A 14,774-nucleotide genomic window follows, 5' to 3' on the forward strand; every position below is an offset into this window, starting at 1 on the left:
AACTGTTCAGGTGTTTTGTGCCAAAAAAAACCACCCGATAATCGGGTGGTTTTTAGTTGCAATGTGCAGCTTGGTGCTATGTATTATTGGCTACTTCGAATTCAAGCGTCTATAAATGGTATTCCGGGAAATTCCCAGCATTCTCGCAGCAGCACTCACGTTGCCTCTGCAGGTTTCCAAGGCGTCCTGAATTGCTCGCGATTCCAAATCGTCCAGGTTAATCGGGTTGTCCACTGGGGCCCTCGCAGTGGCTTGGCGTGAGCCCAGATAACCTTGGGCACGGGCATCATAGGCCCGTGTGTCGTAGCTGTCTTCCCTGAAGCGTGGCGCCTGTGGCAGCGTCTCCGCCAGTTCTTCACGATTGGCGAGCTTCTGGCTGTGCGTCCAGCTGTCAAATCGACCTTCCCTGAATTTGCTGAAGGTTTGATCCAGGCCGCTGCCCTTGGGTGTTGCCCCTGGCCGATGATGAACCTGCACTTCAAATGCGCTGGCTCGGCTTTTTGAGGGAAAAGCGGGTGCGTTGTTGCGAGGCGGAGCCGCAATTTTGGTTTGCATTGAGAAATTGCTGCGAACACTGAATTGAGGGCGCGTACTGGCCACTGGTGCGCTAGCAGGTGCGGTGTGAAGATTTTCTTCGGGTTGAGCCGGCGCCTGATCCGCTTGTCTGGTTTTGTTGTCCAGTCGCAAAGCGTGCCATTCGTCGAGGAAGTCATCGGGCAGGTGATCCCACTCAATGGTCTCTGCTTCATCCGTCATTACGCTGGCTGTGCGCAAAATATTCGTCAGCTGGCGAATATTGCCTGGCCATGCGTGAGTCGTGAATGCCTTCATCACCTCAGGTGATACTCGTATGCGTGGATTGTGCGATTCATTCTCCAGAATTCGATGAATGATTTTCTGCAAGTCGGTTCGCTCACGCAAGGCCGGGATTCGTACCACCAAACCATGCAAACGGTAATACAAGTCTTCGCGGAAGTGTCCTGTTGCAATTTGATCGCGCAGATTGCGGTGTGTGGCGCAAATGACTTGCAAGTTCACTGGAATGCTTTTTTGGCTACCCAGCGGCGTCACCACTCTTTCCTGCAAAACCCTCAACAATCGGGCTTGCAGCGAAATTGGCATGTCTCCGATTTCATCGAGGAACAGGGTTCCGCCATTCGCCTGGAGAATTCGACCTTGTGATCCTTTCTTCTTCGCTCCAGTGAAGGCGCCATCCTCGTATCCGAAAAGCTCGGACTCAATCAGGGTTTCCGGTATTGATGCACAATTCACAGCCACAAAGGGCTTGTCCGCGCGTGGTGAATCGTTGTGGATGGCCTGTGCCAGAATTTCTTTGCCTGTGCCGGTCTCGCCAAGAATCAGGATGGGAATGTCCTTGTCGATGACTTTGCCCACTTTTTCGATGATTTTTGCCACTTGGGGGTCGCCTGTATTCAGATACTTCAGGCTGGAGAGGTGGCGACTTTTTTGGCAAGTGGTGTTTGACTTCAGAGATACCTGGTTTGGCTGTTGACTGACGCTGGGCTCCACATGGTTTTTGACCAGACCCACCGAGTCGAAAATGCGACCACGCCCCACGCTGCCCAGACTGGCTCGCGCAGTGACCTGATTGCCGTTGTGCAAGCACAAAATCAACGGGATCGGATTGCAGGTGCGATAGTGGTCAATCAGCGCCGACAAAGGCATGCCGAACAGCGAACTGAATGTATGGCTTTTCAGTGCATTGGCGGACATGCCGAATTGCACCATGGCTGCACGGTTGGCCGCAAGGAATTTGCCCGCAGGCGAGAAGGCTGCTGCACCTTCCACCACAGATCCCAGAAACTCTCCGCGCTGGTGAAACTGAACAATAATCGCGTCCTGAAACGAGCTGTTGAACAGATGGTTTTCAATCATCTGCGCCGACATTCGCACCAAGCCCATGGTGTGGCGGTGGTAGCTGCGGTAGTCGCCGGTTACATCCAGCACGCCGATGGCCACACCGTTCGGATCAAAGATTGGCGCCGCCGAACAAGTCAGGAACCGATTCACATCCAGAAAGTGGTCCTGGCCATGAACCACAGTGGGCAGCTCTTCAATCAGCGCAGTACCAATCGCATTGGTGCCCTTGTGTTCTTCACTCCAGGTAACTCCAGGAGCAAGGGCGACTTTCTGTGCTTTGACCAAAAAGTCGTCATCGCCGAGCGATTCAATAATGGTTCCGCTGGCATCGGTCAGCAGCACCATGCTGTGTGTATTGACCACCTGCTCGTACAGGGTTTCCATGAAGGGCAGGGCACACGACTTCAACCGGTTGTTTTTCTCGATTAACTCTTTCAGCGCGCTGCTGGGCGGCGGGGCCATGTCTACCTTGGAAGTGGTGTCCAAGCCTGCTGCTGTGGAGCGCTGGTGTGCACGTCGGATAAATTCCAGGTGTCCCTCTGTACCTGGGTCGATCAGTTCAATCACTTGGGCGTTGGATGCGAGGCTGCCGCCATCCCGCTCGGATAAGAATGCCATCCATGTCTCCTGCTTCTAGTGGTGCTGCGTTTTATAGGTATGTTTTTGGGTGCAACTTGAAGCGCTGAATATTTTTGTTTCTATTGGTGATTCAGCTGCCATGTTCCTCAATGCAAGCACTGTGCCAACTCAATTCAATGTGTTTCAGAATGAAACACCTTTTGATGAAAAGTAGCACAGATCGAACGCTGAAGCCATAGAGTTCGCCATATGTCACAATTGGTAAAACTAATTCACAAATCCGAACGGATAGGGTGGCATGGGGATTGCAACGACTATCGCGTGTTGATCATTCTTAGAAATACAGGAGTTGTGATGTTAGTTCGTAAAGCCCTAGTGGCAACCATTTTTTCAATTGCTGCCTCGGTGGCGATGGCCCATGGTGACGTAACCCCGCAGGTTGTGGATGTGTCCACCCTCAAGCCGCTGGGCGATGACATGCTGGAAACCAATCCCTACACCGGCGACAAGGAAGCAATTCGCGTGGGTAGCTCTGCATACAACCAGAACTGTGCGCGCTGTCATGGCCTTGAGGCAGTCAGTGGAGGCATTTCTCCCGACCTTCGCAAAATGAACACCGAATGCGATTCCTTCGCGGGCAAAAAAGCCAAAGAACAATGCAAGGTGGAAATTGATACTTATTACCGCAACTCGGTGCTGGGTGGCAAGGTGCGTGGTGACAGGGTTTACATGCCAGCTTTCGCCGGCATTTTGAGCCAAGAGGCCATTTGGGCGATCAAGGCCTACGTCGAAACCCGCAAGTACGAGTAATCACTGGCGCGGCTCTACAGGGTGGGTCGGCGAACTGAGATGCCGCCCCCTCTGCCTTATCAAATATCTATTCAGAATAAAAGTGCATCCAAGGCACTACCATCAGGAGACCTTATGAATGCTTTCAATTCGAAGTGCAAATCCCCGTTGATTAAATGGTTGGGTGCAGTTGCGCTGGGCTTTTCAATTCAGTTCGGCGCGGCTGCCCAAGAACTTAGCGATTGGGCCAAAGTACAGGCCTCAGGCGTGCTGACTGTCGCCGTTTACAATTATTTGGCACCCTATTCTCACGAAGGCAAGGGGATTGACGTGGATATCGCCAAAGCCCTGGCGGCCAAGTTGGGCCTGGGTTTGCGGGTGCGTCCATTTACGGAAGATGAAGAGTTTTCGGATGACATCCGAAATATGGTGACCCGTGGCCACTACCTGGCCGGAGCGCCGGCAGATGTTTTGATGCACGCGCCAGTGGATGCGTACATCATGCAGAAAGAAGATCAGGCGCTGTTCTTCTCTCCCTATACCCGGGACGATATTTTCGTGGCGCGTAACATCAAGAAGTTGCCCACGCTGGACAGCCTGAAACCTTTTTCAGAGGCCGGTAACAAGATAGGCGCCGAAGCGGCAGCCCTGCCCAGCATTATGTTGGCAGGGGCGGATGGTGCCGCTTATGCGGACAACCTTGTGAACTTCAAAACCCCGAAAGAGGCCGTGGATGCCATGGTCAATGGCGAACTGGTGGCTGTCATGGCGACCAAAGCCGAGCTGGAGTGGGCCTTGCACCAGCATCCAGACAAGAAGGCAGATTATTTCGTATCCAAAGTTCCGCACAATTCTCTGCCACCCAAAGGTTGGGCTGTGGGCATGGCCACCAAGAAAAGCAACAAGGAATTGGCTGAAAAACTGACTGTGGCCATGAATGAGCTGAAGGAGAGTGGTGAGCTGGAGAAGATTTTCGCGAACTATGGCGTGAAGTACATGAGGCCATGACTCGGTGTTGAGGCCTGACAAGCTGTGAAGGCCCTGCAATTCTGCGGGGCTTTTTTTCATGGGACAGTTGTTCCATTTTGAAACAGCTGTGTTGCATCGGGAAAACCCCGACCTCCGAAAGTCGGGAAACTGTTGCCGGGATCGGTCGAAATTCTGTTTTTAAGTTGGCAGGCTTATTGCATAACACGATGAGTATGTAGTGCCTAAAACAAATAACCAAAGAAGCGAGGAACAACGGGATGCAAAAATCTCTTCACATCACGCCTGACAAATGTACAGGCTGCCTTCAGTGTGAAATGGCATGTAGCTATGAAAATTACCAGGTGTTCAACACCTCACTGTCGCGAATCAAGGTATTCGATTTCCATCACACCGGCAAAAAAGTGCCCTACACCTGTACACAGTGCGATGAGGCCTGGTGTATGCACGCTTGCCCGGTAGAAGCAATCACCATGGACAAAACCAACGGTGTGAAAGTGGTGTCTGAGGACACCTGCGTGGGTTGCAAGGTGTGCACCATTGCGTGTCCGTTTGGTACGGTCAATTACGTTCAGGAAACTGGCAAGGTACAAAAGTGCGACCTGTGCGGCGGAGACCCCGCTTGTGCAACTGCCTGCCCAACTGGCGCAATCACTTATGTGGATGCCAACTGGACTGGTTTGGACAAGATGAAGCAGTGGGCCGAGAAGCTGAGCAACCAGGCTCACGCGTAACTCGTTGACCATTGAATAGAACAGAGAGAAGGGAGTAATACAAATGGCATGGACCGGTAAAGTACTGCGCGTGAACCTGACTGCAGGCACCTGCACGACCGAAGACTTGAGAATGGATTGGGCGAAAAGCTACCTTGGCCAGCGTGGTTTGGCTACCAAGTACTTCGTGGAAGAAGTGAATGCGAAAGTGGATCCACTTTCACCTGAGAACAAGATTATTTATGCAACTGGCCCGCTGACAGGCACCATGGCCTCCACTGGCGGCCGCTATTCAGTGATTACCAAAGGCCCATTGACAGGTGCAATCGCCTGCTCGAACTCAGGCGGCTACTTTGGCAATGAATTGAAGAGCGCTGGCTGGGATATGGTGATCATGGAAGGCAAGTCACCCAAGCCGGTGTACCTGCTGATCGAAAACGAAAATGCCAAGTTGATGGACGCTTCAGACCTGTGGGGCAAGAGCGTGTGGGACACCGAGCCTGCCATCAAAACAAAGCACCAAGACCCGCTGATGCGTGTGTGTTCAATCGGCAAGGCTGGTGAAAACCAGGTGTTGTACGCCGCCATTGTGAACGACTTGCACCGTGCAGCTGGTCGCTCAGGCGTGGGTGCCGTCATGGGTTCCAAAAACGTCAAAGCGATTGCAGTGCGTGGTACCAAAGGCGTTGGCAACATTTCCAACCCCAAGGAGTTCATGAAGGTCACCTACGAGAAGAAAAAGATTCTCGCCGAGAATGCCGTGACTGGTACTGGCCTGCCCACCTATGGCACCCAGGTGTTGATGAACGTGATCAATGAAATGGGTGCCATGCCCACCAACAACCACCGCGATGTTCAGTTCGATGGCGCCAAGGATATTTCCGGCGAAAAAATGCATGAACCCCGCAAAACAGACGGCAAGGCCAACCTGGTGACCAACCAGGCCTGTTTTGGTTGCACGATTGCTTGCGGTCGCATCTCCAAAATTGATGAAACCCACTTCACCGTGGAAAACAAGCCGCAGTACCATGGTGCGTCCGGCGGTCTGGAATACGAAGCTGCATGGGCCTTGGGATCATCAAACGGCGTGAACGACCTGGAAGCGCTCACTTACGTGAACTTCCTGTGCAACGAACACGGCATTGATCCAATTTCTTTGGGTGCCACAGTGTCAGCCGTGATGGAATTGTATGAAATGGGTGTGTTGACCGAAGCGCAACTGGGTTGCAAGGCCCCGTTTGGTTCAGCCGAGGCGCTGGTGAAATTGAGTGAAGACACCTGCAACGGCGTTGGTTTCGGCGTGGAAATTGGCCAGGGCTCCAAGCGCCTGACTGCCAAATATGGCCACCCCGAATTGTCGATGAGCGTAAAGGGTCAGGAATTCCCGGCCTACGACTCTCGCGGTATTCAGGGTATGGGTTTGGCGTATGCCACTTCCAACCGCGGTGCCTGCCACTTGCGTGGTTACACCGTAGCATCGGAAGTGCTGGGTATTCCGGTTAAAACCGACCCATTGACCACCGACGGCAAGCCCGCTTTGGTCAAGGCGTTTCAGGATGCTACCGCTGTGTTTGACTCAGCCGGTATTTGCGTGTTCACCAGCTTTGCCTGGACACTGGCTGACGTGCAGCCTCAGGTGGCTGCTGCCTGTGGGGACGAGTTCGACATGGCCAATCTTGAAACCATGGGTGAGCGCATCTGGAACATGGAGCGCCAGTTCAACCTGGAAGCCGGTTTCACCAAAGCCGATGACGATCTCCCCGCACGTTTGAAGAAAGACGCCGCGAAAGTGGGGCCCGCCAAAGGCTTGGTCAACGGCATCGACAAAATGCTGCCTGAGTACTTCGAGCTGCGTGGCTGGGACACCGAGGGTCGCCCAACGGCTGCAACACTGGAGCGCTTGGGGCTATGACTGTAACCACTCCAACACGGCACGTTATCTTGGGTAACGGGCCTGCGGGGGTGGTCGCTGCCGAGCAAATTCGCAAGCAGCGGCCTCGCGATTCGATCGTGATGGTGGGTGCCGAACCGGAACCACCATACTCCCGCATGGCTATTCCTTACTTGCTGATTGGCAAAGTGGGCGAGAAGGGCACTTACCTTCGCAAAGACCCCGACCATTTCAAGAAGCAGGATATTCAGGAAATACGCGCCCGCGCCACCAAGCTGGACACGGCAGGCAAGAAAGTTCACCTGGACAATGGCGATGTACTGGAATACGACAAGTTGCTGATTGCAACTGGCGCACGCCCAATTTCACCACCCATTCCCGGTGTGAATTTGCCCGGCGTACACCCTTGCTGGACACTTGAGAATGCACGGCAGATTATCGAGCTGGCCAAGCCCGGATCGCGCGTGTTGCAAATGGGTGCGGGTTTTATCGGTTGCATCATCATGGAAGCGCTGGCCCTGCGCGGTGTCAAGCTGACTGTGGTTGAAATGGGCAATCGCATGGTGCCCCGCATGATGACCGAAGGTGCAGGTTCCATGATTCGTGACTGGTGCATCAAGAAAGGTGTGGACGTGCATTGTTCCACCCGAGTGGAGGCCATTGAAGTGGGCAGCCAGGCCGAGCAGCAGAGCTTGATTGCAAAGATCGGTTCTGCCATCGGGTTTGGCACCGCAGTGGCTGCCAAAGACGGTGCGCCCTTGCGGGTGAAGTTGTCCAACGGTGAAACGCTTGAAGTTGATCTGGTGATTTCTGCCACTGGCGTGAAGCCCAATCTGGACTTTCTGGAAGGCAGCGGCTTGCAAATGGATCAGGGTTTGTTGGTGGACGATCACATGCAAACCAACATCAAAGATGTGTATGCCGCAGGCGATGTAGCCCAGGTGCGCGATTTCTCCACCGGTGAGAAAACCGTGAACATGATTCAACCTGCTGCCGCCGATGATGCCCGAATTGCTGCGCAAAACATGATGGGGCAAGGCACTACCACACAAGGCAGTCTGGCCATGAACGTGCTGGACACGCTGGGCTTGATTGCTGCCTCTTTTGGGCAGTGGTGGGGCGCTGAAGGTGGGCAAAGCGTTGAATTGCAAAACAAGGACGAATTCACCTACCTGCGTTTGGAATTTCTTGGCGATGTGCTGATTGGTGCAACCAGTTTGGGGCTAACGAACCATGTTGGCGTTATGCGGGGTCTGATTCAGGGCAAAATCCATTTGGGCGAATGGAAAGATCATTTGCTCGAAGATCCAACCCGATTAATGGAAGCCTACCTGGCTTGCGCTCAGTCACAAAGTACATGGAAATTACCTTCAAGCTCTTTGCAACACTGACCGACTATTTGCCGACGAACCGTGTGGACAACGCGGTTCGTCTTCAGATTAAAGATGGCAGTACCGTGCAGCAAATTATTGACCAGTTTCATCTTCCGGAGAAACTTACCCACCTGGTGCTAGTGAATGGTGTGTATGTGGACCCTGCCGATCGAGCCAGTAAAGTATTAACACCCGATGATGTGTTGGCCATTTGGCCACCCATTGCGGGCGGTTAGTTGCGCATGGCGATTTTCAACACCGACAAAGCATTGGACATGTCCTGCACCGAGCGCGAATTGCGTCGCTGGGTGCACATGATTGCCGAATTGTTTCCAATGACTTCAGAGCAAGCGGATCACGCAGATTTTGAAGTGCAGGGCGGTACCGCGCGAATCGCGTGGAAGGATATGCCCGATCGTGTGATTGCCTTGGTGCGTTTAAAACGCATGGAGGTAACACTGGCGTTTTCTGATGGTGTGCCTGCCGATGCGAGGGCGCATTTCTCGAGGCAGTTTCAGATGCATACACTGCGGGGTGGGGGCTGAGGCTGGCGGTTGGTGATTGTTGATTGTTGATTGGTGATTGGTGAGGCTTGGGTGCAGTACCGATTGGCCTAAGCAAGGCTTCTGATTCCGGCTTGATGCTTCTGGCTTGGGGCATGCGAAACGCTTAAGCGTCTTCGCATCGACCTTTCAGGTCGCCCCGCGCTGTGAAGCCGCCGGGAAGCCTTGCAAAGCCGGCCAGCCGTTACCGCACCCAAGCCTCACCCGACCACATTGCATACCGCGCACCGCTAGTCTCCGGCGCGAGAGGGTATGCAACTGAGCAAGCTAGTCAACGGGTATGCTGCTGAGCAAGCTTGACAAACGGGTATGCACCTGAGCAAGCCAGGCAAACAGGTATGCACATGAGCAGGCTAGTCAACAGGTATGCGCCTGAGTACGCTACGCAATCGGTTACCTGCCCGCCTGGATGGTAAACAACTCAACGCCTCGATCTTCGAACTTCGCAAAGTCAATGCACTCGCCTGTTTCATGAGTCACTGAATTCAACACACAAAGCATCCAGTTGTCGGGCGTCAATTCCGAATTGGCCAGTGAAATGGCAGGTACAGTCAACGGCGATTCAGGTACCCAGCGATACCAGCCGTTCTCAAGCACTGCGTTGGGTGCGGGGTCAATTCCAGCACCGCTGCCTTTGACAAATGTTTCTTTCAATACCAGTTGTTCATCTTTCAGCTGCCAGTGTTCAACCCACTCGGTTTTTTCCACCGAGTGAGTCCAGCTCAGGGAAAACAGCAAACCTGCGAGGCAGGCTGCTGATTTCCCGGCGATGACCACACACAGGCTCATGCGGTTTGCAATTTGCCTTTTAAAGTTTTGGCATTGCGCCAGGCCATGAAGCCAAACACCAATGACAGGGCAAAGCCGATTTCATCGGTGATGGGCAACGCTGCAATGAGCGTGAATGATGTCGCCATGGCCAGCACACGCAACCACACGGGTAATTTCGCACCCAGATAACCAATCACCGCAGCACCCCAAAGGCTGATCGCCAGCACCGTTTTTATCACGATGTAGATAACAGCCGGAATGTAGCCAATTTCACTGGCCAGCGGGCCGCCATCTTGCAGCATCAGTGAGGGGGTGTAAACCGCCATAAAAGGAATAACAAATCCTGCTGCCGCGATTTTAACCGCCTCCATCGAGATGGTCAGGCCGCGTTCCTTGGCAATCGGGGCTGCTGCAAAACAGGCCAAAGCGACTGGTGGCGTCAGGTCGGCCAGAATTCCGAAATAGAACACAAACATGTGGCTGACGATCAAAGGTACACCCAGTTGCTCCAGTGCCGGGCCAGCAATACTGGAGGTGATGATGTAGTTGGGAATGGTTGGAATGCCCATGCCCAACACAATGCAGGTGAGCATGGTCAGCACCAGTGACAGGAACAAACTGTTCTCGCCGACGCTGACTACAAACTGGCCGAAAGTGTTGGCTGCGCCAGTCAGAGTCATGGTACCGATGATCACACCCACCATGGCACAAGCTACACCCACAGGCAAGGCGGATTTTGCGCCGTCGGCCAGTGAGTCACGGCAAACTCCCAACGTTTCCCGTCCGCCTTTTCGAAATGCGTTAATTGCAATCAAGGCCAGAATGGCGCTTGCAATCACCCAGATGCCAAATTGTAGAAATGCTGCACACACCACGCCCAAGCCCATCCAAAACAGCACGCGGATCGCCATGTTAGGCAAACCAATTGCAATGGATGCGCCCAAGATGAGCACCACAGTGAATGCCAAGCCTACTGTGCCTGCGAATAAGGGTGTGTAGCCACCCACCAAAAGCCAAACCAAGGCAATCAATGGAAGCACCAGGTACCATTGGTCCTTGACGGCTTTCCAGGGATTGGGCAAGTCCCTCTTCTCCATGCCTTTCAAGCCACGTTTGCCAGCTTCCAGGTGCACCATCCAGAACGCGCCGAAGAAGTACAAAATAGCCGGGATGATGGCGGCTTTCACAATTTCAGAATACGGAACACCCAGCGTTTCAGCCATGATGAACGCCACAGCACCCATAACCGGCGGCATTAATTGCCCACCCATGGATGCGGTTGCTTCCACACCGCCAGCAAACGCGGCTTTGTAGCCGAAGCGTTTCATCAGGGGAATTGTAAATTGACCCGTTGTAACCACGTTGGCTACGCCTGAACCGGAAATTGTACCCATGAGAGCGGAGGACACCACCGCCACTTTGGCGGCACCGCCCTGCGCATGGCCAACAAGGCCCAGCGCAAAATCAGTGAAAAGTTTGATCATGCCAGCCTTTTCAAGAAAGGCACCAAACAAAATAAACAGGAAAATATAAGACGCTGACACATAGGTTGGAATGCCATAAATACCTTCTGTGCCGTAGGCCATGTGCTCGATGACCTGGTGGAAATCATAACCTCGGTGATCAAATGGGGCTGGCAGGAATTGGCCAAACAGGCAGTAGGCGAAAAATGTACCGCAGATAATCGGCAGGGCTGGGCCCATCAGTTGCCAGGTGGCCACGAAAACTGTGACCAATGCAACGATGCCTAGGTAGATATCCAACTCAGTTGGGTCGCCAGCACGGAGCAGTAAAGGCTCGTATTCAATCAATTGGTAGCACGCTATCAAGAACGCAGACAGTGCGAGAACCCATGCGATTATTTTGTAGGGCGCACTTTTCTGAAGTGCAATCAAGGGGAAAGCGAGCAAGAGCAAAAAGCCCACGTGGAATGCACGTTGCACCTGGCTTGGAAAATCAATCAAATGGGCGGCTGTCGCAATTTGAAAGATCGAGAAAAATACAGCGATCCAGAACAGCAGGCGACCTTCAAATGATCGAGTGAACCCTGCTGAGGTTGGATCGTGAAAACCGGAACTGGCTTCGATGGCTGGGGCTGAATCGGGTGTATTGGACATAGACGAAAAGCCCTGAACGGGCCCACAAGGTAACTGAGGTTGAAAGCCACACCCCGGCGGGGTGTGGCAGGCGCTACTTGCTAAACGCTTTGCAGGTTTACTTGATCAAACCTTTTTCGCGGTAATACTTCTCTGCACCTGGGTGCAGTGGTACTGGCATGCCTTGCAGGGCGTTTTCAAACTTGATGGCTTCTGCCGCTTTGTGGGCGGACCGCAGGGCTGCCAGGTTCTCCCACAGAAGTTTGGTCATTTGATAGGCCGTTTCGTCAGACACTTCAGAATGCGTGATCAAGAAGTTCACAATCGCTGCAGTGGGAACATCTTTGGTTTGACCCTGATAAGTACCTGCTGGAATGGTACCGGGCACGTAAGGCGCGCCCAGCTTTTTAACCACTTCAGGAGGCACTGCAACCATGTTCACTTCCATGGAGGCAGACAGGTCTTTCAGCGAGGCAACACCCAGGCCAGCCGACTGCAGGGTGGCGTCCAGTTGTCGGTTTTTCATCAATTCAACCGATTCTGCGTAAGGCAGGTATTCAGTTTTGCCAAGGTCTTTGTAGGTCATGCCAGCAGCGCCCAAGATGGCGCGGGCATTCAATTCCGTGCCTGATTTGGCAGCACCCACCGACAGGCCTTTGCCTTTGAGCTGGTCCAGAGAGGTGATGCCCGAGGACTTGGAGGCCACGATTTGCACATAGTTGGGATAAATGGCCGCAATGCCGCGCAGCTTGTTCAGCGGTGCCTTGAAACCAGCATCTGCGTCACCTTCCCAAGCCAGTTTTACGGAGTCGCCCAGTGAAATACCCAATTCACCACGGCCTTGCTGCAACAGGTTGAGGTTTTCAACAGAGGCCTTGGTGGCTTGCACCTGGGTACGTGCCCCTTTAATGTTGTCGCCATACACCTTGGACAGGGCAACACCAATCGGGTAATAAATACCAGACGTACCGCCGGTCAGAATGTTGATGAATTCGGCTTTGGCGGGTGTGGCGGCAAGGGCAAGGCTGGTAATCGCTGCGGCCAGAATGGCCGTTTTCGCTTTGCGTAGCATCATGCGTAAATCCTCCTGAGAAAGTGTTGTCGTATTTTGGTTGTGGGTTGAATATCCCCGAGAACGCCACAGGTTGCAAGGCAAAGCGGCTTGTTTTTGGGCAAAATACGGGAAAATACGAATGAGGAAAACGTGAGTATCTTTACTCGCCGAAACCGGGAGGTTTTCTTCCAAAACCCTGGCTCCACGCCCAGAAAGCCAACTCGAAATCTGTTTGAACCCCCAGCTTTTGACGAATCTGTGACAGGTTGTTACTGACTGTTTTGCCACTGATTCCCAAGCTGGTTGCCACCTGTTCAATGGTGTGGCCTTCGACCAGCAGGCGCACCACGTCCACTTCTCGTGGAGTCAAGCCACAGTTCGCGCTGGGTCCCGATTCCGGTGATTCATGCGTCGCCTTTGGCGGGTTTTCCTGCCCATGCTGTCGCCAGGTGCCGGTGAGAAGACCCTGGCTTTGGACATCACTTGACACGAAGGTTTGCTCGCCCAAAGCCATTCGAATGCCTTGAATCAATTCCTCGGGTTCGCTTGATTTGGTCACATAGGCCCGCGCACCTTGCTCAAGCGCCTTGGAGGCCACCACAGGGCTGTCATGCATGGAAAGCACCACCAAGGCCAATCTGGGCCATTTCAAGCGCACTCGCCTGATGAGTTCCAGCCCGCTTTGTCCGGGCATGCTGATATCCAGCACCAAGGCATCACAAGTCGTGGTTTTCAGCAGAGCGAATGCCTGGTCAGCGTTACCGGCTTCGCCCACTACAGTCATGTCACTCTCGGAGTCAATGAAACGTTTGTAGCCTGCGCGTACCGCAGCATGGTCATCAACCAGAATGATTCTGGATTCAAGCAGCATCGTCCACCCCCGCAACTGGCACGTGACAGCGCAGCACAAATCGATCTTCATCTGTGTTCCAGTTGACCCGGCCCTGCAGACTGGCCATTCGTTCTCGAATGCCGGTCAGTCCCAAAGAAGGTTCCACCGGACCTGTTGGCGCGACGCCGTCGTTTTCCACAATCAGTATGAATTCACGAGCCCGTTCATCAAAGCCAGCCAGAACTTTCAATTTCTTGGTGTTGGCATGGCGGGCTGCATTGGTGAGTGCTTCTTGCAGGGTTCTGTACAGGGCAATGGGAGCCTCTTTGGTGAGGGTCGGTGTGTTGGGGGCCCAGGCAAAGTCAACGTACCAGCCATGGCGTTTTGCCCAATTGTCCAGCAGGTCCAGCGCTGCGTCGCGAAGTGAGACCTCAAGCAGCAGGTGTGGTTTCAGTTCGCGCAGCGAACTGCGCAGCCACCCCATCATCTCCTGAGCTTGGTCGTGCACTGCCTTGGCCGCTTCTTGCGTATTGGCTTGGGTATTTTTCACCAGGAAAGCAGAGTTCACTGAAATGGAGGTCAAGGATTGTCCGAAGTAGTCGTGCAAATCCTGTGCAATCGCCTGGCGCTCACGCTCTTGCAAATCAACGACCCGATTCAACAATTCGCGACTTTTCTTTTGCTCTGTGTGCAGGGTTTTGATCAGTTCTGAGACACTGTCGTGAATTCGTTTGAACTCTTCGATTTTGAACTGTTCTCTGCCCTCCAGGGTTGGTGCGGGTCGCGCTGGGTCTCGCTCGGATTTCTCATAGTCACGCAGCCACTGAACCAGTTCCTGCAAGGGCTTGTTCAACGCCGGTTTTAGGGAATACCACACCACGACGCCGCTTCCCGCAGCCATCAGTAGCAGCATGGCGCTGATCAAATAAAGTTCTCGACGTGTTTCCCGTCGCTCTTGCTCTGCTTTTCGTTCGGCCAGCTGTTGGCGCAGGCGCTGAAGTTCGATATTGCTCAAGGGTTCGGCGTTTGACAGTCCGCGGTGCAAGTCATCCACCAGCTCCGAGGCGGTCGAATACTCGGTTTCCACATCAAGCCGGCCCATGGTGAATACCACCAGCACGCAGCAGGCAGCCCAGAGACCTAACCAGGTCAGCAACCGTCTTACCAACAACTCGCTTAAACGCATGAATTGAATTTCTTGTTTGAACAGTCACAATGTGCACCAGAAAAGGTGTGCACAGAAGG

The 14,774-nt window shown here is 53.5% G+C and carries 13 protein-coding genes; 7 read left to right on the forward strand and 6 right to left on the reverse strand.

Annotation, left to right across the window (positions count from 1 at the left end):
• Window positions 1-90 precede the first annotated feature (90 nt).
• Window positions 91-2,343: a sigma 54-interacting transcriptional regulator gene (locus tag A0129_RS00505; RefSeq protein WP_367189642.1), complete on the reverse strand. Its 2,253-nt coding sequence runs from the start codon at window positions 2,341-2,343 to the stop codon at window positions 91-93.
• Window positions 2,344-2,814: 471 nt separating this feature from the next.
• Between A0129_RS00505 and pedF the strand changes: the two genes are divergently transcribed.
• From pedF to A0129_RS00540, 7 genes are all read left to right on the forward strand, one after another.
• Entirely contained in the window at window positions 2,815-3,270 is a 456-nt protein-coding gene (pedF, locus tag A0129_RS00510) for a cytochrome c-550 PedF (protein ID WP_291711397.1), read from the forward strand.
• A gap of 114 nt (window positions 3,271-3,384) precedes the next feature.
• Window positions 3,385-4,257, forward strand: a complete 873-nt coding sequence (locus A0129_RS00515) for an ABC transporter substrate-binding protein (protein WP_291711399.1) — start codon at window positions 3,385-3,387, stop codon at window positions 4,255-4,257.
• 239 nt (window positions 4,258-4,496) lie between these two features.
• The gene (locus tag A0129_RS00520; RefSeq protein ID WP_291711402.1) at window positions 4,497-4,970 is read left to right on the forward strand and encodes a 4Fe-4S dicluster domain-containing protein; all 474 of its coding nucleotides are present in this window, start codon (window positions 4,497-4,499) and stop codon (window positions 4,968-4,970) included.
• 43 nt (window positions 4,971-5,013) lie between these two features.
• Complete coding sequence (locus A0129_RS00525) at window positions 5,014-6,861, forward strand: aldehyde ferredoxin oxidoreductase family protein (RefSeq protein WP_291711404.1); 1,848 nt, start codon at window positions 5,014-5,016, stop codon at window positions 6,859-6,861.
• The gene (locus tag A0129_RS00530) at window positions 6,858-8,231 is read left to right on the forward strand and encodes an FAD-dependent oxidoreductase (RefSeq protein WP_291711405.1); all 1,374 of its coding nucleotides are present in this window, start codon (window positions 6,858-6,860) and stop codon (window positions 8,229-8,231) included. The genes A0129_RS00525 and A0129_RS00530 overlap by 4 nt, the downstream gene beginning before the upstream one ends.
• Window positions 8,198-8,449 (forward strand): MoaD/ThiS family protein, encoded by a 252-nt coding sequence (locus tag A0129_RS00535; protein WP_291711407.1) that lies wholly within the window; start codon window positions 8,198-8,200, stop codon window positions 8,447-8,449. Before A0129_RS00530 ends, A0129_RS00535 begins: the two co-directional genes overlap by 34 nt.
• Before the next feature lie 6 nt (window positions 8,450-8,455).
• Window positions 8,456-8,758, forward strand: coding sequence for a hypothetical protein (locus A0129_RS00540; protein ID WP_291711408.1), 303 nt, complete (start codon window positions 8,456-8,458; stop codon window positions 8,756-8,758).
• A gap of 411 nt (window positions 8,759-9,169) precedes the next feature.
• Here A0129_RS00540 and A0129_RS00545 read toward each other — a convergent pair whose 3' ends face one another.
• The 5 genes from A0129_RS00545 to A0129_RS00565 all read right to left on the reverse strand — a co-directional run bounded on the left by A0129_RS00545 (window position 9,170) and on the right by A0129_RS00565 (window position 14,715).
• Window positions 9,170-9,565 carry a DUF1850 domain-containing protein gene (locus A0129_RS00545; RefSeq protein ID WP_291711410.1) on the reverse strand — a complete coding sequence of 132 codons (396 nt, stop codon included), beginning with the start codon at window positions 9,563-9,565 and terminating at the stop codon, window positions 9,170-9,172.
• Window positions 9,562-11,664 (reverse strand): TRAP transporter permease, encoded by a 2,103-nt coding sequence (locus tag A0129_RS00550; protein ID WP_291711412.1) that lies wholly within the window; start codon window positions 11,662-11,664, stop codon window positions 9,562-9,564. Before A0129_RS00550 ends, A0129_RS00545 begins: the two co-directional genes overlap by 4 nt.
• A gap of 97 nt (window positions 11,665-11,761) precedes the next feature.
• Complete coding sequence (locus A0129_RS00555) at window positions 11,762-12,718, reverse strand: TAXI family TRAP transporter solute-binding subunit (RefSeq protein ID WP_291711414.1); 957 nt, start codon at window positions 12,716-12,718, stop codon at window positions 11,762-11,764.
• Between the two features lie 139 nt (window positions 12,719-12,857).
• Window positions 12,858-13,568 (reverse strand): response regulator transcription factor, encoded by a 711-nt coding sequence (locus A0129_RS00560; RefSeq protein WP_291711416.1) that lies wholly within the window; start codon window positions 13,566-13,568, stop codon window positions 12,858-12,860.
• The gene (locus A0129_RS00565; protein ID WP_291711418.1) at window positions 13,558-14,715 is read right to left on the reverse strand and encodes a histidine kinase; all 1,158 of its coding nucleotides are present in this window, start codon (window positions 14,713-14,715) and stop codon (window positions 13,558-13,560) included. The genes A0129_RS00560 and A0129_RS00565 overlap by 11 nt, the downstream gene beginning before the upstream one ends.
• Window positions 14,716-14,774 lie beyond the last annotated feature (59 nt).

Origin of the sequence: Limnobacter sp. CACIAM 66H1 (assembly GCF_001601825.1) — a bacterium.
Taxonomy (GTDB): domain Bacteria; phylum Pseudomonadota; class Gammaproteobacteria; order Burkholderiales; family Burkholderiaceae_B; genus Limnobacter.

What these genes read in the sequence shown, in the direction of transcription:
- pedF (WP_291711397.1), top strand. Translation starts at nt 2,815, where the DNA reads ATGTTAGTTCGTAAAGCCCTAGTGGCAACCATTTTTTCAATTGCTGCC.
- A0129_RS00545 (WP_291711410.1), bottom strand. Translation starts at nt 9,565, where the DNA reads ATGAGCCTGTGTGTGGTCATCGCCGGGAAATCAGCAGCCTGCCTCGCA.
- A0129_RS00560 (WP_291711416.1), bottom strand. Translation starts at nt 13,568, where the DNA reads ATGCTGCTTGAATCCAGAATCATTCTGGTTGATGACCATGCTGCGGTA.
- A0129_RS00535 (WP_291711407.1), top strand. Translation starts at nt 8,198, where the DNA reads ATGGAAATTACCTTCAAGCTCTTTGCAACACTGACCGACTATTTGCCG.
- A0129_RS00505 (WP_367189642.1), bottom strand. Translation starts at nt 2,343, where the DNA reads ATGGCCCCGCCGCCCAGCAGCGCGCTGAAAGAGTTAATCGAGAAAAAC.
- A0129_RS00520 (WP_291711402.1), top strand. Translation starts at nt 4,497, where the DNA reads ATGCAAAAATCTCTTCACATCACGCCTGACAAATGTACAGGCTGCCTT.
- A0129_RS00565 (WP_291711418.1), bottom strand. Translation starts at nt 14,715, where the DNA reads ATGCGTTTAAGCGAGTTGTTGGTAAGACGGTTGCTGACCTGGTTAGGT.
- A0129_RS00530 (WP_291711405.1), top strand. Translation starts at nt 6,858, where the DNA reads ATGACTGTAACCACTCCAACACGGCACGTTATCTTGGGTAACGGGCCT.
- A0129_RS00525 (WP_291711404.1), top strand. Translation starts at nt 5,014, where the DNA reads ATGGCATGGACCGGTAAAGTACTGCGCGTGAACCTGACTGCAGGCACC.
- A0129_RS00515 (WP_291711399.1), top strand. Translation starts at nt 3,385, where the DNA reads ATGAATGCTTTCAATTCGAAGTGCAAATCCCCGTTGATTAAATGGTTG.
- A0129_RS00550 (WP_291711412.1), bottom strand. Translation starts at nt 11,664, where the DNA reads ATGTCCAATACACCCGATTCAGCCCCAGCCATCGAAGCCAGTTCCGGT.
- A0129_RS00540 (WP_291711408.1), top strand. Translation starts at nt 8,456, where the DNA reads ATGGCGATTTTCAACACCGACAAAGCATTGGACATGTCCTGCACCGAG.
- A0129_RS00555 (WP_291711414.1), bottom strand. Translation starts at nt 12,718, where the DNA reads ATGATGCTACGCAAAGCGAAAACGGCCATTCTGGCCGCAGCGATTACC.